This is a genomic window from Vibrio sp. CK2-1, from assembly GCF_021726515.1.
Lineage (GTDB): Bacteria > Pseudomonadota > Gammaproteobacteria > Enterobacterales > Vibrionaceae > Vibrio.
In genome coordinates this window covers 168,008-188,676 of the sequence record NZ_JAKKCJ010000002.1, presented here as the reverse complement: position 1 = coordinate 188,676, position 20,669 = coordinate 168,008, and the positions used below count along the sequence as shown (strand labels likewise).

Below are 20,669 nucleotides of genomic sequence, written 5' to 3'. Positions count from 1 at the left end.
TACGATTCATATCGAAGAGTCAGCGTTAAAAAGGGAAGAAATAAGGGATTAGCGTCAATGTCACGATCGAATAAACAATCGAGATTGGCACTCCTATCTTAATAAAATCGTTAATATGGTAATTACCGACACTGTAAACCAATAGGTTGGTTTGATAGCCATAAGGCGAAATAAAGCTGGCGCTCGCCCCAAACAATACCGCCATAATAAACGGCATTGGATCGACGCCATAACCTATCGCCATACTATAACCAATCGGAAAAGCTAACGCGGCCGCGGCATTATTAGTAATCAACTCGGTTAAAATAAGCGTCAGTAAATAGGTGGCAATCACTGCGCCCATTGGCCCACCACCATTAAACAAATAAATGAACAAGTCCCCCATTTGTTTAGATAAACCTGAAGACATCATGAGCTGCGCCAAACACAAAGCAGATCCCACGATCACCACAATATCGATAGGGAAACGACGTCTGAGTTCACTAATGCCCACCGCCCCGAGCACTAACATCACTACAATATAGCCAGCTAATCCTTTGATAATCGGAATCGCTCCTACCAGTGATAGCCCTATAACCGCGGCAAAACCGAACAAAGCAATCGCTGATTTAGTTCTATCTAGCTTGGCACTCGAATCAAGATCGTTGATCAACACAAACTCTTTGCCATGATCTTGACGCGCAGAATGAAAGCCTTTGCCTGGAACCAAGACTAGGGTATCGCCAGCGGCCAGTTTTACATTGCCTAAGCCACCTTCTAAACGCTCGTGACCGCGACGAATCGCCACGACTACCGCATCAAAACGATCACGGAATTGGCTCGACTTTAAAGTCTTATTACAAATTGAAGCCGACTGGCTCACCACTACCTCAATGAAGCTTTGTCCGTTCAGGTGATGCTGGCCAAATAAGGTAATGCCGGGGATCTCTTGTAATGTGGCAACACTTTCAACGTCACCACAAAACAACAGACGATCATTTTCGAGCAATACCAGATCTGGCGTCACCGATGCGATAGTCACTCCATCTCGGATCACTTCAGCTAAAAATAACTTACGTAACGCTCTCAAGTGATTTTGCGCAATACTTTTACCGATTAAAGGCGATCCGGCTTCCACTCGCGCCTCTAAAAAATAAGGGAGATCATCTTGCTCATGCGAATCGCTATGTGGCAGTAAATAACTCAATGGAATCAGTACTAAAACGCCAACCACTAAAATCGCTAAGCCAATGCAGGTTGGAGCAAAAAAGCCAAGGCTCGGCAATCCAGCATCCACGACAAAGCTATTAATAATTAAATTGGTCGAAGTGCCAATTAAAGTTAAAGTACCACCAAGAATTGCGGCGTAAGATAATGGAATTAATAATCGCGATGGGGCATGAGAGTTATTACGCTTAATCGCACCAATCAAGGCCACCACTACCGCAGTATTATTGGTAAAAGAAGAAAGAAAAGCCGTCGAAAAACCAAGCTTGGCTACTACACTACCCAATCGACCTGATGAAATATGGCGACTGATCCAACTGATCAAACGGGTTTTCTCTAAGGCACATGAGGCTAAGATCAACAGTACTAACGTCAATAATGATGAGTTCGTAAAGTTCTTTGCTATGCCGTCAAGATCCACCGCGCCAGTCATAAAAGCGACTAACGCGGCGGTAGCGAAAATAAAGCTCGGCTTAATCTTGGTGAAGATTAAACTACCAATAATGGCGATCAACAGCAGTAACACCAACCATTTATCCCACATGGCAAACTCCACCATCACCTTGCCTTACTTCTTTTGATCGTTAAGAGAAGACGAATCAAAAAGCTGGCTAATATCTTTCGCTCCCCAATGCGGGAAATGCTTGCGGATCAGCGCATTGAGTTCAACTTCAAAGCTTGATGAAGCAGGCGTTGTTGCTTGCTGCTCGGTTAAACGCTCACGCACCATACCTGCACCAACAGTAACGTTGGTTAAGCGATCGATAATGATAAAACCACCGGTATCTGCACAGTCAGTGTATTTATCCAAAGCAACGGTTTCAGTTAATGATATTTCACATAAACCAATACCATTTAATGGCAATTCCGTCGCATCAAACTCTTCTAACTTGTTGATATCGTATTGGTGCTTAATCGACTCCAGTTGCCCTACCGTTTGTTTACCAGCCACTTTAATATCGTATTGACGACCCGCAGCGAAAGGCTGATCGGTCATCCATACTACGTCGGCTAAAAACTGATTAGTGGCTTTGATGGTCGCGCCTGTTGGCACTAATAAGTCACCACGGCTAATATCAATTTCATCTTCTAAAGTAACGGTTATCGCTTGGCCTGCTCGAGCAGAGTCTAAATCACCATCAAAGGTAACAATGCGAGCAACTTTAGAGCTTTTACCAGAAGGCAGAGCGGTCACACTATCACCAACAGCAATCGTGCCATTGGCAATGGTGCCAGCAAAACCACGGAAATCGAGATTAGGGCGATTGACATATTGCACCGGTAAGCGGAACTCACCTTGAGTATGTTCTTGGCTTAAATCGATATCTTCTAAGATTTTCAGTAATGGCTGACCTTGATACCAAGCGAGATTCTCAGTCTGATCGACAACGTTATCGCCTTCCAATGCGGAAATCGGGATCAGTTGAATGTTGATATCTGCATTGAGATTCTTCGAGAACTCTAAGTATTCTTCACGGATATCGTTAAAACGTTGTTCAGAGTATTCCACCAAATCCATTTTATTAACCGCAACCACAAAGTGGCGAATTCCTAATAAACTGGAAATAAATGAATGACGACGAGTTTGATCTAATACCCCTTTACGGGCATCAATCAAGATCACGGCAACATCACAAGTCGAAGCACCGGTTGCCATATTACGGGTGTATTGCTCATGGCCCGGAGTATCGGCAATGATGAATTTACGTTTCTTGGTTGAGAAATAACGATACGCGACATCAATAGTGATGCCTTGTTCACGTTCGGCTTGTAACCCATCGACTAGTAATGCTAGGTCAGGTCGCTCACCAGTAGTACCAACACGTTGGCTATCGCTATTTACTGCGGCTAATTGATCTTCATAAATCTGCTTTGAATCGTGGAGCAGGCGACCGATTAAGGTACTTTTGCCATCATCAACAGAGCCACAGGTTAAAAAACGCATCAATGATTTATATTGATGCTGGGTGAGATAACCTTCGATACCCAATTCAGCCAGTTCGGCTTCAATAACTGCGTTCATAATAAAATCCTTTTGATAACTTAACTGGCTTAGAAGTAGCCTTGGCGTTTTTTCAATTCCATCGATCCTGACTGATCATGGTCGATCGCTCGGCCCTGACGTTCACTGGATGTCGCCACCAACATTTCTTGAATGATCTCTGGCAAAGTCGCCGCCTCCGATTCGATCGCGCCAGTTAATGGATAGCAACCTAAAGTACGGAAACGCACACTCTTATGCTCAACCTTCTCACCTTCTTCGAATTGAAAACGCTCATCATCAACCATGATCAGCATGCCGTCACGATTAACCACAGGTCTTACAGCTGAAAGGTACAGAGGAACAATCTCAATATTTTCTAGGTAGATGTATTGCCAAATATCCAATTCCGTCCAGTTTGAAAGTGGGAATACACGAATACTTTCGCCTTTATTCACCTGGCCGTTATAAGTATGCCAAAGCTCTGGGCGCTGGTTTTTCGGGTCCCAAGTATGGTGCTTATCGCGGAATGAGTAGACACGCTCTTTAGCACGAGACTTTTCTTCATCACGGCGAGCGCCACCAAATGCTGCATCAAAACCATATTTGTTTAATGCTTGCTTCAAGCCTTGGGTTTTCATGATATCGGTATGTTTCGATGAGCCATGAACGAAGGGATTACAACCCATCTCTAGCCCTTCTGGATTCTTGTGCACCAATAAATCAAAGCCATATTTCTTCGCGGTGCGATCACGAAATTCAATCATTTCTTTGAATTTCCAATCGGTATCCACATGCAAAAGTGGGAAAGGGATCTTGCCAGGATAAAAAGCTTTACGTGCCAGATGCAGCATAACCGCTGAATCTTTACCGATTGAATACATCATTACCGGATTATCAAACTCGGCAGCAACTTCACGGATAATATGAATACTCTCCGCCTCAAGTTGCTGTAAATGGGTTAAACGTTCTTGTTCCATGATTCATGTCCTTGCGCTAAATGCGTTTAATATTCAACGATGCGGCTCCTAACTAGAGCTAAATCGCGATCGGCTGAGTTGAATTTTGTTGTTGAGCTTGAGAGCCAAACCAAGAAAGCTTTGATGACAGGTTCACCACTTCACCAATCACAATTAAAGACGGTGATTGAGCATGCTCGGCGAGGCTCGCTAACTCGGATAATGTTCCAATAAGCACTTTTTGTTTGGCTTGCGTTCCGCGTTCAATGATGGCAATTGGGGTATTGGTTGCTCGACCATTTTCAATCAATTGCTGCTGGATATGAGAAGACTTCATCAAGCCCATATAGATCACGAGAGTTTGATGGCCACGAGCAAGTGTCGACCACTCCATCTGATCATCTTCAGATTTTAAATGGCCAGTGATAAACATGGCGGATTGGGCGTAGTCACGATGTGTCAGCGGGATCCCAGCATAAGCAGTCGCACCTGCCGCCGCGGTAATGCCAGGAATAACTTCAAAACCAATACCTGCATCTGCAAGCACTTCCAGCTCTTCACCGCCACGACCAAACATAAATGGATCGCCACCTTTAATGCGGGCGACCTTGTAGCCTTGCTGTGCAAAGTCGACTAATAGCTGATTGGTTTTATGCTGAGGCACACTGTGATGTCCCGCTTTCTTACCGACGCAAACTAAAATGGTATCACTAGGAATAAGCGCCATAATTTCATCGGAGACCAAGTAGTCATACAGCACTACATCCGCTTGTTGTAGGTAAGACAAAGCTTTCAAGGTTAAAAGCTCAGCATCACCAGGCCCCGCACCAATTAGCGCAACTTGACCTTGCTTCAATTGACTATGACTAAAATTCAGCAAGCTCTTTGTTTGGCTAGCTTGATTTGCTGCTGCGCTGCTTCCCTTCCTGTTTGGGAATAAAGTGATCGTATCCATACTACTAGCTCTTCTCGACTGAATGCTTATTAGGCAATCATTATGACGATCAGATGTTATTACCTGAAATGCTAAAATTTCATTTTTTATTCGAATAACTGCTAAGGGAATATAAAAGACATTTATAAATGAAAACAAATAGACGACAAATACAGGTGGGATATAGCTTGACTGGGCGCTTGAGTCGATTATCTTAGTTTGTCTTACTGACCGACTAAGCCAAAGAGAAGTGTTTTTATGCAATGGATTTGTAAATCTTTCGACCAACTTACTACTCACGAACTCTACCAATTACTAAAACTACGTGTAGATGTGTTTGTGGTTGAGCAAACATGCCCTTATCCAGAGCTCGATGGCAAAGATCAACTTGAAGGGGTTTATCAACTGTTAGGCTACCAAGACAATCAATTAATTGCTTGCGCTCGTTTGCTTAAAAAAGGCATAAGCTTTGATAATGCCAGTATTGGAAGAGTAGCCACGGATATAAATCACCGCGGTAACGGCTTAGGACATCAACTGATTCAAACCGCGATTGAGTATAGTGTTCAATTATGGGGAGATGTTGATATTACCATTGGCGCACAATCTCATCTTGAGCAGTATTATGCTAAACATGGATTCAAGAAGGTTTCAGAGGAATACCTAGAAGATGATATTCCTCATATTGATATGACAAGAAGTGTCTAGCAGTCGTAAGTTACTGTGGAGTACTACGTGCAAAGCCGCCGCTAGATAAACGGAAAAACATTACTGGGCCATCTTCTTTTTCTATTCTTAGAATATCTAAATCACCACGATTAGTGAGTTTAAACCGCACCAATTGACCATGTTGAATGTGGCTCAGCGGTTTATCCTTACCTTGAATTTCAACCAATTGATTCAAATCAGATAGTGGCAAATCATTGTTGCGGAAGATCTGCGAAAGGGTATCACCTTTCTGTACTGTGTAGTCATTCCAAGGTTCAGGCCCTGCATTATTGCTCACCTTACGCTCGGGTTTATCTTCTGCATCCGCCTCAGGCCCACTTAGCTGTACACGCTTTTCACTTTTCTCAACTTTCGGCTTAGGTTTGGTTGCTGCCGTTTCTTCACCGTTAATCACCAAAGGCACCGTCATACGTGACGGCTTATCTGGCTTAGCGCTAACCTCTTGAGTTTGAGGTTCTGGGGATTTTTCACTAGGAAGTAACAGCAAGACAATGACTAGTGGAATAAGCACCATCAAAATACGCTGATGCAATTTAGGCAAAGAATGCCAAGCATCAATAACTCTAATCACAAGCTCTGATTGGATAAACTTATCCTTTATGACTTGTGTACGGCTTTGGTTATTTTTTTTACGTTGGTTCACGTTGCATCATCCTAATGTTATTTGCGTCAAGGATATTCAATAAACTAATCGTTTTGTCAGTATATTACAAAATTTTCTATAGCTGTAACTGTTAACCTCGTATTGCTAACAAAGTTTCATCTATGAATCAGAACTGATATTCTTAGTGCTTCATTTAAGCAAACAAGAGATTCGCATGTCTGACGTTAAATTAGAAACTATTGAACAAAAAGCAAGTTACGGTATTGGTCTTCAAATGGGTCAACAACTTGCAGGAAGTGGCCTAGAAGGTCTAAATGTTGCCGCTATCGCTAAAGGTATCGCAACATCATTAACAGGTGACATGCCTGAAATCGAAGTTGATGAAATTAACAATGCACTTCGTGAGCTTCATACTCGCGCTGAAGCATTACGCGCTGAAGCGGCTAAAGCAGCTGCGGCAGATGGCGAAGTATTCTTAAAAGACAATGCTCTACGTTCTGAAGTAACGGTTCTAGAGTCTGGTCTTCAATACGAAGTAATCACTGAAGGTACTGGTGAAATCCCAACATCAGACAAGCAAGTACGCGTACACTACCACGGTCAATTAACTGACGGTACTGTATTTGATAGCTCTGTATCTCGCGGTCAACCTGCAGAATTCCCAGTAACTGGCGTTATCGCTGGTTGGGTTGAAGCACTACAGCTTATGCCTGTTGGTTCAAAATGGAAACTGTACATCCCACAAGATCTTGCTTACGGTGAGCGTGGCGCAGGTGCAGCAATCCCTCCTTTTGCAGCTCTAGTATTTGAAGTTGAGCTTCTAGCTATCCTATAACAAGTGTTTTTAGATTGTTAATAAGTATAAAAGCAGCGATCGCTGCTTTTTTTATACATAAAAAACAGTTATAACTAGATTCTACATCAATACAAATGGAATTCAGTTATGAAAAAGCTCGCCCTTACCCTTATCTCCGCCAGCCTTGTCATCTCATCACCAAGCTATGCATTATTTGGACTAGGAGAAGAAAACACCGATGCTGTAACTAAACTTGCTTCTCAAGCACAAAGTAGCAGCGAATTAGTCAACTCACTAAAAGATCAATTAGGGGTGTCTACCGAGCAAGCTGCCGGTGGAGCAGGAGCTCTATTAGCAATTGCTTCAAATGAATTATCTGGTAGTACTGGAGAAGAGTTTTCAGGATTATCGTCTAACCTGAGTGGTATTTTAGACAGTGCCAAATCAGCAGGTAGCACACTAGATAGCATGGCAGCAGTAAAGAGTGCTTTCGAAAAATTAGGCCTAGATAGCTCGATGGTAGAACAGTATGTACCAATCGTACTGGATTATTTAGGTGAAGAAGGGGCAAGTAATGGACTGTTAAGCTCATTAACTAGCCTTTGGAAATAGCTAATTTTATAACCTAGTTAGCGAGTTTTTAACAAGCTAATAAGATCGTTACTTATTACGCTTAGTATTAATCGTTCACTTTATATTTTAGACATAAAAAAACGCCGAGTAATTAATACTCGGCGTTTTTTATTTATTTAACTTTTTGCTTATTCAGCAGCTTCTTCAGCTGCTGCTTCTGGACGGTCAACAAGCTCAATGTATGCCATTGGCGCTTTATCACCGGTACGGAAGCCAGCTTTTAGGATACGAGTGTAACCGCCTTGACGGGCAGCAAAACGTGGACCTAATTCATTAAATAATTTTGCTACAACTTCGTTATCACGAGTGCGAGCAAATGCTAGACGACGGTTAGCAACGCTGTCAGTCTTAGCTAGTGTAATCAAAGGCTCAACTACGCGGCGAAGCTCTTTTGCCTTAGGCAAAGTTGTCTTGATAACTTCATGACGAACTAGAGAGCTAGCCATGTTGCTAAACATCGCTTTACGATGGCTGCTGTTGCGGTTGAGTTGACGACCACTCTTACGATGGCGCATGACCTAATCCTTCTAACTAATATCAATTAATCTTCAGCAATCGACGCTGGTGGCCAGTTTTCTAGGCGCATACCTAGAGACAGACCGCGCGACGCTAGAACATCTTTAATCTCTGTTAAAGACTTCTTACCAAGGTTTGGCGTTTTAAGAAGCTCAACCTCAGTACGCTGTACAAGATCACCGATGTAGTGAATCGCTTCTGCTTTCAAGCAGTTAGCAGAGCGAACTGTTAGTTCAAGATCGTCTACAGGACGCAGTAGAATAGGATCGAACTCCGGCTTCTCTTCTTTCTCTTCTGGAACACGTACATCACGAAGATCTACGAATGCATCCAATTGCTCAGCTAAAATTGTAGCTGCACGACGGATAGCTTCCTCAGGTTCTAAAGTGCCATTTGTTTCCATATCGATAACAAGCTTGTCTAAGTCAGTACGTTGTTCTACACGTGCTGCTTCTACAGCGTAGGCGATTTTATCAACCGGGCTGTATGTAGCATCAACAAGTAGACGACCGATTGGACGCTCATCTTCTTCAGTATGGATACGAGCTGAAGACGGAACGTAACCACGACCACGTTGAACTTTAATACGCATAGCGATTTCAGCTTTGTCATCCGTTAGGTGACAAATAACGTGTTCTGGGTTAGCGATCTCTACATCACCATCATGGATGATGTCACCTGCAACAACAGGGCCCGAGCCTGATTTTTTTAGTGTAATAAACACTTCATCTTTGCCTTCGGCAACGCTCACAGCAAGACCTTTCAGGTTAAGAAGGATCTCAAGGATATCTTCTTGAACGCCTTCTTTGGTGCTGTACTCGTGTAGAACGCCTTCAATCTCAACTTCTGTTACAGCACAACCTGGCATAGAAGATAGAAGAATACGGCGAAGTGCATTACCTAAAGTGTGGCCAAAACCACGCTCTAAAGGCTCAAGAGTTACTTTTGCATGTGTCGTGCTGATCTGTTCGATGTCAACAAGACGTGGCTTAAGAAATTCTGTTACAGAACCCTGCATTGTGTCCTCTCTTTTGTTTAAACCTTACTTAGAGTAAAGTTCGACGATCAAGTGTTCGTTGATGTCAGCAGATAGATCAGAACGCTCTGGGATACGTTTGAAAGTACCTTCCATCTTGCTAGCATCTACTTCAATCCAAGTTGGTTTTTCGCGTTGTTCAGCAACTTCTAGAGCAGCTTTAATACGTGATTGCTGTTTAGCTTTCTCACGGATAGAAACAACGTCGTTAGCCGTAACTTTGAATGAAGGAACGTTAACTACTTTGCCGTTTACTAAGATAGCTTTGTGGCTAACTAGTTGACGTGATTCAGCGCGAGTCGCACCAAAACCCATACGGTAAACAACATTATCTAAACGACCTTCAAGAAGTTGAAGCAGGTTTGCACCTGTATTGCCTTTAAGGCGTGCAGCTTCTTTGTAGTAGTTGCGGAATTGTTTTTCTAGAACGCCGTACATACGACGAACTTTTTGCTTCTCACGAAGCTGAACGCCAAACTCAGATAGACGACCGCGACGAGCGCCGTGTACACCTGGTGCGTTATCAATTTTACACTTGGTATCGATCGCGCGGACACCTGACTTAAGGAATAAGTCAGTACCTTCACGACGACTAAGCTTCAGCTTAGGGCCCAAATATCTTGCCATGATCTTTCTCCAATATTCCTAGAAACGAATTAAACGCGACGTTTCTTAGGTGGACGACAACCGTTATGAGGGATCGGAGTTGCATCAACGATGTTAGTGATGCGGTAACCCAATGCGTTTAAAGCACGGATAGTAGACTCACGACCAGGACCAGGGCCCTTAACCATAACTTCCAAGTTCTTTAGGCCATATTCTTTGGCCATTTCACCTGCGCGTTCAGCAGCAACCTGTGCAGCGAACGGCGTAGATTTACGAGAACCACGGAAACCTGAACCACCTGCAGTAGCCCATGAAAGAGCATTACCTTGACGGTCAGTGATGGTCACGATTGTGTTGTTAAAAGAAGCATGGATGTGCGCTACGCCATCTGCTACTTGCTTGCGAACGCGTTTACGCGTGCGTGTTGGTTGTTTTGCCATTGTACTCTCTACCTTATCCGATTATTTTTTGATCGGCTTGCGCGGACCCTTACGAGTGCGTGCGTTGGTTTTAGTACGCTGTCCACGTAGTGGTAGACTGCGACGATGACGAAGACCGCGGTAACAGCCAAGGTCCATAAGACGCTTGATGTTCATCGATACTTCACGACGTAGATCACCTTCTACAGTGTATTTAGCTACACCATCACGCAGTTGATCAATCTGCTCTTCAGTTAGTTCACTGATCTTAACATCTTCAGCAATACTCAGCTCAGCTAGGATAGCTTGAGAACGAGTTTTACCGATGCCGTAGATCGCAGTTAATGCGATAACAGCGTGTTTATGATCAGGAATGTTAATGCCTGCTATACGGGCCACTATTCACTCCTAGTACTTATATAAAGAATTATCCGCTGCAAAGCCCGTCGAGGATACGCAGCGGCATACTACTTCTTTTGCACGCAAAAGGTAGGCCGAGGAATATACTCGGCCTGCCCTCATATTTCAAGTAAAAATTTCTGCTAATTAGCCTTGGCGTTGTTTATGCTTTGGCTCACTGCAAATTACACGCACAACACCGTTGCGCTTGATAACTTTACAGTTACGGCAGATTTTTTTAACGGAAGCACGAACTTTCATTGCTAAACTCCGTAATGAAATCTGAACTATACTCGCTGTTATTAGCGGTTATAGCCTTTCAGATTCGCTTTTTTCAACACAGAATCATACTGTTGAGACATCAGATGAGTCTGTACCTGTGCCATAAAGTCCATGATTACTACCACTACGATAAGTAGTGAAGTACCACCGAAATAGAACTTAACGTTCCACGCGGTCATCATAAACTGTGGGACTAGACAAATAAAGGTAATATATAAAGCACCAACGAGTGTTAAACGAGTCATTACTTTATCTATATATCTAGCTGTCTGCTCACCTGGGCGGATGCCGGGTACGAATGCACCGGACTTCTTCAAATTATCTGCTGTTTCACGAGGGTTAAACACCATCGCTGTATAAAAGAAACAGAAGAAAATAATTGCTGTCGCATAAAGTATTATATACAAAGGTTGACCTGGGCTTAGTGCCAAAGACACGTCCGTTAACCAACCAAATGTTTTACTCTCACCGTTCTGGCCAAGCCATTGAGCTAGAGTACCTGGAAACAGGATAATACTTGAAGCAAATATAGCAGGGATTACACCCGCCATGTTTATCTTCAATGGTAAATGCGTACTTTGTGCTGCAAACACTTTACGACCTTGTTGACGCTTCGCATAGTTAACGACAATACGACGTTGACCACGTTCCATGAAAACAACGAAATAAATAACAGCGAACGCAACCACAGCGATTAACAATAGAAGAAGCACGTTCAATTCACCTTGACGCGCTTGCTCAATTGTATGTCCGATTGCAGCTGGCAACCCAGCAACAATACCCGTGAAAATAATCAACGAGATACCGTTACCAATTCCGCGCTCAGTAATTTGTTCACCTAACCACATTAAGAACATGGTGCCGGTTACTAAACTGATGGTAGCAATGATTGTGAACATGGTTTGATCGATAACGACCAGATTTTGGACCATATTCGGCAGACCAGTTGCAATACCAATTGCTTGGAAAGTTGCTAGTACAAGCGTGCCATAGCGTGTGTATCGGCTTATCTTACGACGGCCTGCTTCACCCTCTTTCTTGAGTTCCGCTAACGCTGGATGAACTACAGTTAGCAATTGGACAACAATCGAGGCCGAAATATACGGCATGATGCCCAACGCTAATATAGATGCACGCGAAAGAGCACCACCAGAGAACATGTTAAACATTTCAATGATGGTACCTTTTTGCTGTTCGAACAAATCGGCAAGTACAGCCGCATCAATACCAGGAATCGGCACAAAAGAGCCAGCTCGGAATACCAAAAGCGCGAGGATTACGAATAATAAACGCGATTTTAATTCACCAGTACCCTGTTTAGCAGTACTGAAATCTTGTCCTGGTTTTTTAGCCATCTGTACCTATCCTTCGAAGATTAAGCTTCGATTTTACCGCCAGCAGCTTCGATAGCAGCTACAGCACCTTTAGTCACACGTAGACCTTTAACAGTTACTGGCTTGCTGATTTCACCAGAAAGAACAACTTTAACAAACTCGATGTTCTTAGTGATTACGTTAGCAGCTTTCAAGCTGTCAAGATCGATAACGTCAGCCGTTACTTTCGCTAGCTCAGCTAGACGAACTTCAGCAGTCACTAGGCTCTTACGAGAAGTGAAACCGAATTTTGGTAGACGTTGTTTCAAAGGCATTTGACCACCTTCAAAACCTGGACGAACAGAGCCGCCAGAACGTGATTTTTGACCTTTGTGACCGCGGCCACCAGTTTTACCTAGTCCAGAACCGATACCACGACCTAAACGCTTCTTAGAAGGTTTAGAACCCGCAGCCGGTGATAGAGTATTCAAACGCATTCTGATTACTCCCCAACTTTAACCATGTAGTGAACTTTGTTGATCATGCCGCGCACGCACGGAGTATCTTCAAGTTCTACAGTGTGGTTGATTTTACGAAGGCCTAGTCCACGCAAAGTAGCTTTGTGCTTTGGTAGGCGTCCAATTGAGCTTTTAGTTTGAGTTACTTTAATAGTTGCCATGTGTTCTTACTCCGAAATAGATTCAACAGTTAGACCACGTTTAGCAGCAACCATTTCTGGTGACTTCATGCCGCTCAAACCATCGATCGTTGCACGAACGATGTTGATAGGGTTCGTAGAACCGTACGCTTTCGCAAGTACGTTATGAACACCTACAACTTCAAGTACTGCACGCATTGCACCACCGGCAATGATACCTGTACCTTCAGAAGCTGGTTGCATGTAAACTTTAGAGCCTGTGTGGCGACCTTTCACCGAGTGGTGAAGAGTGCCTTCGTTAAGTGCGATAGTAACCATGTTACGACGCGCTTTTTCCATTGCTTTTTGAATCGCAGCTGGTACTTCACGAGCTTTGCCGTAACCGAAACCAACGCGACCATTACCGTCACCAACTACAGTTAGTGCAGTAAAGCTAAAGATTCGACCACCTTTAACCGTTTTAGAAACACGGTTAACAGCGATTAGCTTTTCATTCAAATCTGAAGCTTGTTGTTCTTGTTTAGCCATCTTCCAACCCTACCTTAGAATTTCAGACCAGCTTCACGTGCAGAATCTGCAAGTGCCGCCACTCGACCGTGGTATTGGAAACCAGAACGATCGAAAGCCACATCTGAGATGCCTTTTTCGATAGCGCGCTCAGCAATAGCTTTACCTACAGCTTTAGCAGCGTCAACGTTACCAGTATTCTTAACTTGCTCACGGATCGCCTTTTCTACAGTAGAAGCAGAAGCGATAACCACAGAGCCGTTTGGTGCGATAACCTGAGCGTACACATGACGCGGAGTACGGTGTACTACTAGGCGGTTTGCACCTAGCTCAGCAATCTTACGACGTGCACGTGTAGCACGACGGATGCGAGATGCTTTCTTATCCATAGTGTTACCTTACTTCTTCTTAGCTTCTTTAGTACGCACATTTTCATCTGCGTAACGAACACCTTTGCCTTTATAAGGCTCAGGCTCACGGTAAGAACGAATGTCAGCAGCAACTTGACCGACTAATTGCTTATCACAAGCAGTTAATACGATTTCAGTTTGGCTTGGACATTCAGCTTTAACACCTGAAGGCAATTCATGCTCTACAGGATGAGAGAAGCCTAGAGTTAGAGCTACAGAGTTGCCTTTAATAGCAGCACGGTAACCTACACCCTTAAGAACTAGCTTCTTCGTAAAGCCTTCAGTAACACCAACAACCATGTTGTTTACAAGTGCACGCGCAGTACCTGCTTGAGCCCAAGCATTCACTACACCTTCACGTGGACCGAAAGTCAGGTTGTTTTCTTCCTGAGCGATCACTACTGCATTGTGTAAAACGCGAGTTAACTCACCTTTAGCACCTTTAACAGTAACTTCTTGACCATTCAGTTTCACCTCTACGCCAGCTGGAATAGCGACAGGTGCTTTAGCAACACGAGACATATTCTACTCCTTAAGCTACGTAACAGATGATTTCACCGCCAAGACCTGCTTTACGAGCAGCACGGTCAGACATCAGACCCTTGGAAGTGGAAACAACAGCAACACCCAAACCGCCCATCACTGATGGTAACTCGTCTTTTTTCTTGTAGACGCGTAGACCAGGACGTGAAACACGTTGGATTTGCTCGATTACTGGTTTTGCTTGGAAGTACTTAAGAGTAACTTCTAGCTCTGGTTTTACTTCGCCTTCAACAGCGAAGTCAGCGATGTAGCCTTCAGCTTTTAGTAAAGTAGCAATTGCAACTTTAAGCTTTGAAGAAGGCATTTTCACAGCAACTTTGTTTGCTGCCTGACCGTTACGAATGCGGGTCAGCATATCCGAAATCGGATCTTGCATGCTCATATGATTTACTCCAAATGATTAAGTGGCAATTACCAGCTAGCCTTACGAAGTCCAGGAATCTCGCCTTTCATGCAAGCTTCACGAACTTTGATACGGCTTAGACCGAATTTACGTAGGTAACCGTGTGGACGACCAGTTTGGTTGCAACGGTTGCGCTGACGCGATGCACTTGAATCACGTGGAAGAGCTTGCAGTTTAAGAACTGCGTTCCAACGATCTTCTTCAGATGCGTTAACATCACTGATTGTTGCTTTAAGCGCAGCACGCTTTTCAGCGTATTGTGCTACAAGCTTTGCACGTTTAGTTTCACGTGCTTTCATTGATTGTTTAGCCATAACAGTAACCCTTCACCTTATTTGCGGAATGGGAAGTTAAAGGCAGCCAGCAGAGCTCGGCCTTCCTCATCAGTGTTTGCAGACGTCGTGATAGTAATATCAAGACCGCGTACACGATCGACTTTATCGTAGTCGATTTCCGGGAAGATGATTTGCTCGCGAACGCCCATGCTGTAGTTACCGCGTCCGTCAAAAGACTTAGCGCTAACACCACGGAAATCACGTACTCGTGGAAGAGCGATAGAAATCAAACGCTCAAAGAAATCCCACATACGCTCGCCACGCAAGGTTACTTTACAACCAATTGGGTAGCCTTCACGAATTTTGAAACCAGCAACAGATTTGCGTGCTTTAGTGATAAGTGGCTTTTGACCAGAAATGGTCGCCATATCACTTGCAGCATTCTCAAGTAGCTTCTTATCGTTGATTGCTTCACCAACGCCCATATTTAGGGTGATTTTCTCAATCCTAGGGACTTGCATGACGCTTGTGTAGCTGAACTCTTTGGTCAGTTCAGCGACTACAGACGACTTGTAGTAATCATGCAGTTTCGCCATAGTAGAACTCCAAATTACTTAATTAATTCACCGTTTGATTTGAAGAAGCGCACTTTCTTGCCTTCTTCCAAACGGAAACCGATACGATCCGCTTTACCAGTAGATGCGTTAAAGATTGCAACGTTAGAAGCATCAATAGCTGCTTCTTGTTCAACGATGCCACCTTGTTGACCTAGAGCCGGTTGAGGCTTTTGGTGTTTTTTAACAAGGTTGATACCTTCAACGAAAACTTTACCAGTTTCGAGAACCTTAGTTACTTTACCGCGCTTGCCTTTATCTTTACCAGCAAGAACGATTACTTCGTCATTACGACGGATTTTAGCTGCCATTTTATTGCCGCTCCTTACAGAACTTCAGGTGCTAGTGACACAATTTTCATGAATTTCGCATTACGAAGCTCACGAGTCACAGGACCAAAGATACGTGTACCGACTGGTTGCTCAGTATTGTCGTTCAACAATACACAAGCATTACGGTCGAAGCGAATGACAGAACCGTCTGGACGACGAACGCCTTTACGGGTGCGCACCACTACCGCTTTCAGAACATCACCTTTTTTTACTTTACCGCGAGGAATTGCTTCCTTAACAGTAACTTTGATGATATCTCCGATATGTGCATAACGGCGGTGAGAGCCACCCAGAACCTTAATACACATTACTCTGCGAGCGCCGGAGTTATCCGCTGCGTCCAGTGTACTTTGCATTTGGATCATGTTAGTGCTCCGCTAAATATTAAAACTAGACCCATCTCGGGTCGGGCTGCCTCTTTATAAGGGCTGCGAATTGTACCACCGTTTCCAGAAGAAAGGTAGTCAAAAAATAAACGGCCCCAAAAAAAACTTTGGGGCCGCTTTAAAAGCCTAAAAAATAAGGAAAAATTAAATTTTCGATTTTTCTAGAACTTTAACCAATGTCCAAGATTTGCTCTTAGACAGTGGACGACACTCACGAATCTCAACTTTGTCGCCTAGGCCACATTCGTTGTTTTCATCGTGTGCATGTACTTTTGTCGTACGTTTGATGAACTTCCCATAGATTGGGTGTTTAACAAAACGTTCGATAGCAACAACAATAGACTTGTCCATTTTGTCGCTAATTACACGACCTTGAGTCGTACGAGTTGTTTCGCTCATTATGCGCCTGCCTTACTAGTCAAAACAGTCTTAACACGTGCGATATCACGGCGTACAGCTTTCAGAGTATGAGTTTGCTGTAGCTGACCAGTTGCAGCTTGCATGCGCAAGTTGAACTGTTCGCGTAGCAAATTCAATAACTCAGCGTTAAGCTCTTCAACGCTTTTTTCGCGTAGGTCTTGTGCTTTCATCACATCACCTGCTTAGTTACAAAAGTTGTTTTTATAGGCAGTTTACGTGCCGCTAGGCGGAACGCTTCACGTGCCAACTCTTCAGGTACACCACCCATCTCGTACATCACTTTACCAGGCTGGATTTGGGCAACCCAATATTCAACGTTACCCTTACCTTTACCTTGACGAACTTCAAGAGGTTTTTCAGTGATAGGTTTGTCTGGAAAAATACGAATCCAGATTTGACCTTGACGCTTAACGTGACGCGTCATTGCACGACGAGCCGCTTCGATCTGACGAGCAGTAATGCGACCACGGCCAACAGCTTTAAGGCCGAATTCGCCGAAGCTTACATCAGTACCTTTCGCTAGACCACGGTTACGACCAGTCATAACCTTACGGAATTTAGTACGTTTAGGTTGTAGCATCAGTCGACTCCTTACTTACGGCTTTGACGTGGCTTCTTCTTAGGCTTGTCAGCCTTTGGCTCTACCGCGTTAGCGTCTGGCATACCGCCAAGGATTTCACCCTTGAAGATCCAAACTTTAACGCCGATCACACCATATTGAGTGTGAGCCGAAGAAGTTGCGTAATCAATATCAGCACGTAGGGTATGTAGTGGCACACGGCCTTCACGGTACCATTCAGTACGCGCAATTTCAGCGCCGCCTAGACGACCACTTACTTCTACTTTAATACCCTTAGCACCTAGACGCATTGCGTTTTGTACTGCGCGCTTCATAGCACGACGGAACATAACACGACGTTCTAGCTGAGACGAGATGCTATCAGCCACTAATTGACCGTCTAGCTCAGGCTTACGTACTTCTGCAATGTTAATTTGCGCTGGTACACCTGCAATTTTAGCTACAGCTGCGCGTAGCTTCTCAACGTCTTCGCCTTTCTTACCGATAACAACACCTGGACGAGCTGTGTGAATAGTCACACGGATGCTCTTCGCAGGACGCTCGATAACGATGCGAGATAAAGACGCTTTAGACAGTTCTTTCGTTAAGAACTGACGTACCTTGAAGTCGCCGTCTAGGTTGTCAGCGAATTCGTTGGTATTAGCAAACCATGTAGCATTCCAAGGCTTAACGATGCCAAGACGAATACCATTTGGATGTACTTTCTGACCCATTTGCTTACTCTCCTAGTCTCTTAGCGATCTGCTACAACAACAGTGATGTGGCTTGAACGCTTCAAGATACGATCCGCACGGCCTTTAGCACGAGGCATAATACGCTTCATGATAGGGCCCTCATCTACGAAGATTTTAGCGACTGAAAGATCGTCGATATCTGCACCTTCGTTGTGTTCCGCATTTGCAATCGCAGAATCAAGTACTTTCTTGATTAACTCAGCAGCTTTTTTGTTGCTGAAAGTTAAAATTTCAAGAGCTTGGTCTACTGATTTACCACGGATTTGGTCTGCAACTAAGCGAGCTTTCTGAGGAGAAATGCGAGCAAAGTTATGTTTAGCAATAGCTTCCATTATTTACTCCTTACTTCTTCTTAGCTTTCTTATCTGCAGCATGGCCGCGATAGGTACGAGTTGGTGCAAATTCGCCCAGTTTGTGACCGATCATTTCATCAGTTACGAATACTGGAACGTGTTGACGACCATTATGGACAGCGATGGTCAAACCAATCATTGATGGAATGATCATTGAGCGACGGGACCAAGTCTTAATAGGCTTTTTGTCTCCGCTTTCCACCGCTTTCTCTACCTTCTTCAGCAAGTGTAGGTCAATAAAAGGACCTTTCTTGAGAGAACGTGGCATGGCGATTCCTCTTTATAGATTATTTGTTACGACGACGTACAATGTACTTGTCAGTGCGTTTGTTCTTACGAGTCTTGAAGCCCTTAGTAGGCATACCCCAAGGAGAAACTGGGTGACGACCACCAGAAGTACGGCCTTCACCACCACCGTGTGGGTGGTCTACTGGGTTCATTACCACACCGCGAACGGTTGGACGAACACCGCGCCAGCGGTTAGCACCAGCTTTACCTAGTTCACGAAGCATGTGCTCAGAATTACCTACTTCACCGATAGTTGCACGGCCTTCAGATAATACTTTACGCATCTCACCAGAACGTAAGCGTAGAGTTACATATGAACCGTCGCGAGCGACAAGTTGAGCATATGCGCCAGCTGAACGAGCTAGCTGTGCACCTTTACCAGGCTTAAGTTCAATACAGTGAATTGTAGAACCTACTGGGATGTTACGCATCGGCAGGGTGTTACCTGCTTTGATAGGCGCATCAACACCAGATTGGATCGCATCACCAGCTTGAATGCCTTTAGGGGCAATGATGTAACGACGTTCACCGTCTGCATACAATACTAAAGCAATGTTTGCACTACGGTTTGGATCGTATTCAAGACGCTCAACTTTCGCTGGGATACCGTCTTTAGTACGTTTAAAGTCAATTACACGGTAGTGATGTTTGTGACCACCACCGATGTGACGTACTGTGATACGACCGTTATTGTTACGACCACCATTTTTAGAGTTTTTCTCTAAAAGCGGTGCGTAAGGCTTACCTTTATGTAGGTCAGCATTAACTACTTTAACAACGTGGCGACGACCAGGGGAAGTCGGCTTACACTTAACAATAGCCATTTTTAACTACTCCTGTTACTCAGCACCGCCAACGAAGTCAAGGTCTTGACCTTCTTTCAAGGTAACGTAAGCTTTTTTCACGTCTGAACGACGGCCTTCACGCATACCTTGACGTTTGGTCTTACCCTTTTGTACTAGGGTATTTACAGACTTAACTTCAACTTCAAATAGCTTTTCTACAGCTGCTTTGATCTCTTTTTTCGTTGCGTTAGTCGCAACTTTAAAAACGATAGTGTTTGCTTTTTCAGCAGCCATTGTCGCTTTTTCAGAGATGTGCGGAGCACGTAGAACTTTTAGTAGACGCTCTTCACTGATCATGCCAGCATCTCCTCAACTTGCTTAACTGCGTCAGCAGTCATTAGAACCTTGTTAAATGCGATTAGACTTACTGGATCAATACCAGCTACGTCACGTGCATCAACTTTGTATAGGTTACGAGCAGCTAAGAATAGATTCTCGTCTACTTCGCTAGTTACGATTAATACATCGTTTAGCTCAAGATCTTTAAGCTTAGCAACTAGGTCTTTAGTTTTTGGCGCTTCAACTGAGAAGTTATCAACAACGATTAAACGCTCTTGACGAACTAATTCAGAAAGAATGCTTTTCATAGCACCACGGTACATTTTTTTGTTTACTTTTTGGCTGTGATTTTGTGGTTTCGCAGCAAAAGTAACACCACCTGTACGCCAGATTGGGCTACGGATTGTACCAGCACGCGCACGGCCAGTACCTTTTTGACGCCATGGTTTAGCGCCGCCACCAGATACTTCAGAACGAGTCTTTTGAGCACGAGTACCTTGACGAGCACCTGCTGCATATGCAACAACTACTTGGTGTACAAGAGCTTCGTTAAACTCACGTCCGAAAGTAGTCTCGGAAACAGTTAGTGCATCAGCACCTTTAACCATCAATTCCATTACTTACTCCTA

General features: G+C 44.0%; 34 protein-coding genes. 3 read left to right on the top strand and 31 right to left on the bottom strand.

Annotated elements, in window-relative coordinates; translation table 11 throughout:
* Positions 1–25: 25 nt before the first annotated feature.
* The 4 genes from L3V25_RS05735 to cobA are packed head-to-tail and all read right to left on the bottom strand — an operon-like array spanning position 26 to position 5,101.
* On the bottom strand, positions 26–1,750 hold the full coding sequence (locus L3V25_RS05735) for an SLC13 family permease (RefSeq protein WP_237294506.1): 1,725 nt from the start codon (positions 1,748–1,750) through the stop codon (positions 26–28).
* 24 nt (positions 1,751–1,774) lie between these two features.
* The gene (gene cysN, locus L3V25_RS05730; protein WP_237294505.1) at positions 1,775–3,229 is read right to left on the bottom strand and encodes a sulfate adenylyltransferase subunit CysN; all 1,455 of its coding nucleotides are present in this window, start codon (positions 3,227–3,229) and stop codon (positions 1,775–1,777) included.
* Positions 3,230–3,258: 29 nt separating this feature from the next.
* Complete coding sequence (cysD, locus tag L3V25_RS05725; protein WP_237294504.1) at positions 3,259–4,167, bottom strand: sulfate adenylyltransferase subunit CysD; 909 nt, start codon at positions 4,165–4,167, stop codon at positions 3,259–3,261.
* Between the two features lie 58 nt (positions 4,168–4,225).
* Positions 4,226–5,101, bottom strand: a complete 876-nt coding sequence (gene cobA, locus L3V25_RS05720; protein ID WP_237294503.1) for a uroporphyrinogen-III C-methyltransferase — start codon at positions 5,099–5,101, stop codon at positions 4,226–4,228.
* A gap of 237 nt (positions 5,102–5,338) precedes the next feature.
* On the opposite strand from cobA, the gene L3V25_RS05715 reads away from it, so the two are divergent.
* Positions 5,339–5,788, top strand: a complete 450-nt coding sequence (locus L3V25_RS05715; protein WP_237294502.1) for a GNAT family N-acetyltransferase — start codon at positions 5,339–5,341, stop codon at positions 5,786–5,788.
* 10 nt (positions 5,789–5,798) lie between these two features.
* On the opposite strand, the gene L3V25_RS05710 is transcribed toward L3V25_RS05715, so the two are convergent.
* Positions 5,799–6,452 (bottom strand): LysM-like peptidoglycan-binding domain-containing protein, encoded by a 654-nt coding sequence (locus L3V25_RS05710; RefSeq protein ID WP_237294501.1) that lies wholly within the window; start codon positions 6,450–6,452, stop codon positions 5,799–5,801.
* A 175-nt stretch (positions 6,453–6,627) separates the two neighbouring features.
* Between L3V25_RS05710 and L3V25_RS05705 the strand changes: the two genes are divergently transcribed.
* Together L3V25_RS05705 and L3V25_RS05700 are read left to right on the top strand one after the other, a co-directional pair.
* Positions 6,628–7,248: an FKBP-type peptidyl-prolyl cis-trans isomerase gene (locus tag L3V25_RS05705; protein ID WP_237294500.1), complete on the top strand. Its 621-nt coding sequence runs from the start codon at positions 6,628–6,630 to the stop codon at positions 7,246–7,248.
* Between the two features lie 108 nt (positions 7,249–7,356).
* Positions 7,357–7,821, top strand: a complete 465-nt coding sequence (locus L3V25_RS05700; RefSeq protein ID WP_237294499.1) for a DUF2780 domain-containing protein — start codon at positions 7,357–7,359, stop codon at positions 7,819–7,821.
* Between the two features lie 149 nt (positions 7,822–7,970).
* On the opposite strand, the gene rplQ is transcribed toward L3V25_RS05700, so the two are convergent.
* The 26 genes from rplQ to rplD form a co-directional block, all read right to left on the bottom strand.
* The gene (gene rplQ / locus L3V25_RS05695; protein ID WP_089122139.1) at positions 7,971–8,357 is read right to left on the bottom strand and encodes a 50S ribosomal protein L17; all 387 of its coding nucleotides are present in this window, start codon (positions 8,355–8,357) and stop codon (positions 7,971–7,973) included.
* A 26-nt stretch (positions 8,358–8,383) separates the two neighbouring features.
* Positions 8,384–9,376, bottom strand: coding sequence for a DNA-directed RNA polymerase subunit alpha (rpoA, locus tag L3V25_RS05690; protein WP_017026372.1), 993 nt, complete (start codon positions 9,374–9,376; stop codon positions 8,384–8,386).
* 24 nt (positions 9,377–9,400) lie between these two features.
* Positions 9,401–10,021 carry a 30S ribosomal protein S4 gene (gene rpsD, locus L3V25_RS05685; RefSeq protein ID WP_237294498.1) on the bottom strand — a complete coding sequence of 207 codons (621 nt, stop codon included), beginning with the start codon at positions 10,019–10,021 and terminating at the stop codon, positions 9,401–9,403.
* A gap of 29 nt (positions 10,022–10,050) precedes the next feature.
* Positions 10,051–10,440, bottom strand: a complete 390-nt coding sequence (gene rpsK / locus L3V25_RS05680; RefSeq protein WP_027697910.1) for a 30S ribosomal protein S11 — start codon at positions 10,438–10,440, stop codon at positions 10,051–10,053.
* Positions 10,441–10,461: 21 nt separating this feature from the next.
* Entirely contained in the window at positions 10,462–10,818 is a 357-nt protein-coding gene (gene rpsM, locus L3V25_RS05675; RefSeq protein WP_027697911.1) for a 30S ribosomal protein S13, read from the bottom strand.
* A gap of 147 nt (positions 10,819–10,965) precedes the next feature.
* Positions 10,966–11,079: a 50S ribosomal protein L36 gene (gene rpmJ / locus L3V25_RS05670; RefSeq protein WP_000868186.1), complete on the bottom strand. Its 114-nt coding sequence runs from the start codon at positions 11,077–11,079 to the stop codon at positions 10,966–10,968.
* A 41-nt stretch (positions 11,080–11,120) separates the two neighbouring features.
* Positions 11,121–12,455 carry a preprotein translocase subunit SecY gene (gene secY / locus L3V25_RS05665; protein WP_237294497.1) on the bottom strand — a complete coding sequence of 445 codons (1,335 nt, stop codon included), beginning with the start codon at positions 12,453–12,455 and terminating at the stop codon, positions 11,121–11,123.
* A 20-nt stretch (positions 12,456–12,475) separates the two neighbouring features.
* Positions 12,476–12,910, bottom strand: coding sequence for a 50S ribosomal protein L15 (rplO, locus tag L3V25_RS05660; protein ID WP_027697913.1), 435 nt, complete (start codon positions 12,908–12,910; stop codon positions 12,476–12,478).
* A 5-nt stretch (positions 12,911–12,915) separates the two neighbouring features.
* Positions 12,916–13,092 carry a 50S ribosomal protein L30 gene (rpmD, locus tag L3V25_RS05655; protein WP_089122137.1) on the bottom strand — a complete coding sequence of 59 codons (177 nt, stop codon included), beginning with the start codon at positions 13,090–13,092 and terminating at the stop codon, positions 12,916–12,918.
* A 6-nt stretch (positions 13,093–13,098) separates the two neighbouring features.
* Positions 13,099–13,599: a 30S ribosomal protein S5 gene (gene rpsE / locus L3V25_RS05650; protein ID WP_017026378.1), complete on the bottom strand. Its 501-nt coding sequence runs from the start codon at positions 13,597–13,599 to the stop codon at positions 13,099–13,101.
* Between the two features lie 14 nt (positions 13,600–13,613).
* A complete protein-coding gene (gene rplR / locus L3V25_RS05645; protein ID WP_027697916.1) occupies positions 13,614–13,967 on the bottom strand; it encodes a 50S ribosomal protein L18 in 354 nt (117 codons plus the stop codon).
* A 9-nt stretch (positions 13,968–13,976) separates the two neighbouring features.
* Complete coding sequence (gene rplF, locus L3V25_RS05640) at positions 13,977–14,510, bottom strand: 50S ribosomal protein L6 (RefSeq protein WP_089122136.1); 534 nt, start codon at positions 14,508–14,510, stop codon at positions 13,977–13,979.
* Positions 14,511–14,520: 10 nt separating this feature from the next.
* Positions 14,521–14,913: a 30S ribosomal protein S8 gene (gene rpsH / locus L3V25_RS05635; RefSeq protein ID WP_089122135.1), complete on the bottom strand. Its 393-nt coding sequence runs from the start codon at positions 14,911–14,913 to the stop codon at positions 14,521–14,523.
* A 29-nt stretch (positions 14,914–14,942) separates the two neighbouring features.
* Positions 14,943–15,248, bottom strand: coding sequence for a 30S ribosomal protein S14 (gene rpsN, locus L3V25_RS05630; protein WP_027697919.1), 306 nt, complete (start codon positions 15,246–15,248; stop codon positions 14,943–14,945).
* Between the two features lie 17 nt (positions 15,249–15,265).
* Positions 15,266–15,805, bottom strand: a complete 540-nt coding sequence (gene rplE / locus L3V25_RS05625; RefSeq protein WP_027697920.1) for a 50S ribosomal protein L5 — start codon at positions 15,803–15,805, stop codon at positions 15,266–15,268.
* A 14-nt stretch (positions 15,806–15,819) separates the two neighbouring features.
* The gene (gene rplX / locus L3V25_RS05620; RefSeq protein WP_027697921.1) at positions 15,820–16,134 is read right to left on the bottom strand and encodes a 50S ribosomal protein L24; all 315 of its coding nucleotides are present in this window, start codon (positions 16,132–16,134) and stop codon (positions 15,820–15,822) included.
* 14 nt (positions 16,135–16,148) lie between these two features.
* Positions 16,149–16,520 carry a 50S ribosomal protein L14 gene (gene rplN / locus L3V25_RS05615; protein WP_017026385.1) on the bottom strand — a complete coding sequence of 124 codons (372 nt, stop codon included), beginning with the start codon at positions 16,518–16,520 and terminating at the stop codon, positions 16,149–16,151.
* A gap of 165 nt (positions 16,521–16,685) precedes the next feature.
* Positions 16,686–16,940: a 30S ribosomal protein S17 gene (gene rpsQ / locus L3V25_RS05610; RefSeq protein ID WP_237294496.1), complete on the bottom strand. Its 255-nt coding sequence runs from the start codon at positions 16,938–16,940 to the stop codon at positions 16,686–16,688.
* Positions 16,940–17,131: a 50S ribosomal protein L29 gene (gene rpmC, locus L3V25_RS05605; protein ID WP_017026387.1), complete on the bottom strand. Its 192-nt coding sequence runs from the start codon at positions 17,129–17,131 to the stop codon at positions 16,940–16,942. The genes rpsQ and rpmC overlap by 1 nt, the downstream gene beginning before the upstream one ends.
* Positions 17,131–17,541, bottom strand: a complete 411-nt coding sequence (rplP, locus tag L3V25_RS05600; protein ID WP_027697923.1) for a 50S ribosomal protein L16 — start codon at positions 17,539–17,541, stop codon at positions 17,131–17,133. The genes rpmC and rplP overlap by 1 nt, the downstream gene beginning before the upstream one ends.
* Positions 17,542–17,552: 11 nt before the next feature.
* Positions 17,553–18,254: a 30S ribosomal protein S3 gene (rpsC, locus tag L3V25_RS05595; RefSeq protein WP_017026389.1), complete on the bottom strand. Its 702-nt coding sequence runs from the start codon at positions 18,252–18,254 to the stop codon at positions 17,553–17,555.
* A gap of 20 nt (positions 18,255–18,274) precedes the next feature.
* Positions 18,275–18,607, bottom strand: coding sequence for a 50S ribosomal protein L22 (gene rplV / locus L3V25_RS05590; RefSeq protein WP_027697924.1), 333 nt, complete (start codon positions 18,605–18,607; stop codon positions 18,275–18,277).
* Between the two features lie 10 nt (positions 18,608–18,617).
* Positions 18,618–18,896 (bottom strand): 30S ribosomal protein S19, encoded by a 279-nt coding sequence (gene rpsS / locus L3V25_RS05585; RefSeq protein ID WP_004398469.1) that lies wholly within the window; start codon positions 18,894–18,896, stop codon positions 18,618–18,620.
* A gap of 19 nt (positions 18,897–18,915) precedes the next feature.
* Complete coding sequence (gene rplB / locus L3V25_RS05580) at positions 18,916–19,740, bottom strand: 50S ribosomal protein L2 (protein WP_017026391.1); 825 nt, start codon at positions 19,738–19,740, stop codon at positions 18,916–18,918.
* A 15-nt stretch (positions 19,741–19,755) separates the two neighbouring features.
* Complete coding sequence (gene rplW, locus L3V25_RS05575) at positions 19,756–20,058, bottom strand: 50S ribosomal protein L23 (RefSeq protein ID WP_027697925.1); 303 nt, start codon at positions 20,056–20,058, stop codon at positions 19,756–19,758.
* On the bottom strand, positions 20,055–20,657 hold the full coding sequence (gene rplD, locus L3V25_RS05570) for a 50S ribosomal protein L4 (RefSeq protein ID WP_237294495.1): 603 nt from the start codon (positions 20,655–20,657) through the stop codon (positions 20,055–20,057). Before rplD ends, rplW begins: the two co-directional genes overlap by 4 nt.
* Between the last annotated feature and the right edge of the window lie 12 nt (positions 20,658–20,669).

Coding starts and splice junctions, on each gene's coding strand:
- L3V25_RS05735 (WP_237294506.1), bottom strand. CDS start 1,750: ATGTGGGATAAATGGTTGGTGTTACTGCTGTTGATCGCCATTATTGGT.
- cysN (WP_237294505.1), bottom strand. CDS start 3,229: ATGAACGCAGTTATTGAAGCCGAACTGGCTGAATTGGGTATCGAAGGT.
- cysD (WP_237294504.1), bottom strand. CDS start 4,167: ATGGAACAAGAACGTTTAACCCATTTACAGCAACTTGAGGCGGAGAGT.
- cobA (WP_237294503.1), bottom strand. CDS start 5,101: ATGGATACGATCACTTTATTCCCAAACAGGAAGGGAAGCAGCGCAGCA.
- L3V25_RS05715 (WP_237294502.1), top strand. CDS start 5,339: ATGCAATGGATTTGTAAATCTTTCGACCAACTTACTACTCACGAACTC.
- L3V25_RS05705 (WP_237294500.1), top strand. CDS start 6,628: ATGTCTGACGTTAAATTAGAAACTATTGAACAAAAAGCAAGTTACGGT.
- L3V25_RS05700 (WP_237294499.1), top strand. CDS start 7,357: ATGAAAAAGCTCGCCCTTACCCTTATCTCCGCCAGCCTTGTCATCTCA.
- rplQ (WP_089122139.1), bottom strand. CDS start 8,357: ATGCGCCATCGTAAGAGTGGTCGTCAACTCAACCGCAACAGCAGCCAT.
- rpoA (WP_017026372.1), bottom strand. CDS start 9,376: ATGCAGGGTTCTGTAACAGAATTTCTTAAGCCACGTCTTGTTGACATC.
- rpsD (WP_237294498.1), bottom strand. CDS start 10,021: ATGGCAAGATATTTGGGCCCTAAGCTGAAGCTTAGTCGTCGTGAAGGT.
- rpsK (WP_027697910.1), bottom strand. CDS start 10,440: ATGGCAAAACAACCAACACGCACGCGTAAACGCGTTCGCAAGCAAGTA.
- rpmJ (WP_000868186.1), bottom strand. CDS start 11,079: ATGAAAGTTCGTGCTTCCGTTAAAAAAATCTGCCGTAACTGTAAAGTT.
- secY (WP_237294497.1), bottom strand. CDS start 12,455: ATGGCTAAAAAACCAGGACAAGATTTCAGTACTGCTAAACAGGGTACT.
- rplO (WP_027697913.1), bottom strand. CDS start 12,910: ATGCGTTTGAATACTCTATCACCGGCTGCGGGTTCTAAACCTTCTAAG.
- rpmD (WP_089122137.1), bottom strand. CDS start 13,092: ATGGCAACTATTAAAGTAACTCAAACTAAAAGCTCAATTGGACGCCTA.
- rpsE (WP_017026378.1), bottom strand. CDS start 13,599: ATGGCTAAACAAGAACAACAAGCTTCAGATTTGAATGAAAAGCTAATC.
- rplR (WP_027697916.1), bottom strand. CDS start 13,967: ATGGATAAGAAAGCATCTCGCATCCGTCGTGCTACACGTGCACGTCGT.
- rplF (WP_089122136.1), bottom strand. CDS start 14,510: ATGTCTCGTGTTGCTAAAGCACCTGTCGCTATTCCAGCTGGCGTAGAG.
- rpsH (WP_089122135.1), bottom strand. CDS start 14,913: ATGAGCATGCAAGATCCGATTTCGGATATGCTGACCCGCATTCGTAAC.
- rpsN (WP_027697919.1), bottom strand. CDS start 15,248: ATGGCTAAACAATCAATGAAAGCACGTGAAACTAAACGTGCAAAGCTT.
- rplE (WP_027697920.1), bottom strand. CDS start 15,805: ATGGCGAAACTGCATGATTACTACAAGTCGTCTGTAGTCGCTGAACTG.
- rplX (WP_027697921.1), bottom strand. CDS start 16,134: ATGGCAGCTAAAATCCGTCGTAATGACGAAGTAATCGTTCTTGCTGGT.
- rplN (WP_017026385.1), bottom strand. CDS start 16,520: ATGATCCAAATGCAAAGTACACTGGACGCAGCGGATAACTCCGGCGCT.
- rpsQ (WP_237294496.1), bottom strand. CDS start 16,940: ATGAGCGAAACAACTCGTACGACTCAAGGTCGTGTAATTAGCGACAAA.
- rpmC (WP_017026387.1), bottom strand. CDS start 17,131: ATGAAAGCACAAGACCTACGCGAAAAAAGCGTTGAAGAGCTTAACGCT.
- rplP (WP_027697923.1), bottom strand. CDS start 17,541: ATGCTACAACCTAAACGTACTAAATTCCGTAAGGTTATGACTGGTCGT.
- rpsC (WP_017026389.1), bottom strand. CDS start 18,254: ATGGGTCAGAAAGTACATCCAAATGGTATTCGTCTTGGCATCGTTAAG.
- rplV (WP_027697924.1), bottom strand. CDS start 18,607: ATGGAAGCTATTGCTAAACATAACTTTGCTCGCATTTCTCCTCAGAAA.
- rpsS (WP_004398469.1), bottom strand. CDS start 18,896: ATGCCACGTTCTCTCAAGAAAGGTCCTTTTATTGACCTACACTTGCTG.
- rplB (WP_017026391.1), bottom strand. CDS start 19,740: ATGGCTATTGTTAAGTGTAAGCCGACTTCCCCTGGTCGTCGCCACGTT.
- rplW (WP_027697925.1), bottom strand. CDS start 20,058: ATGATCAGTGAAGAGCGTCTACTAAAAGTTCTACGTGCTCCGCACATC.
- rplD (WP_237294495.1), bottom strand. CDS start 20,657: ATGGAATTGATGGTTAAAGGTGCTGATGCACTAACTGTTTCCGAGACT.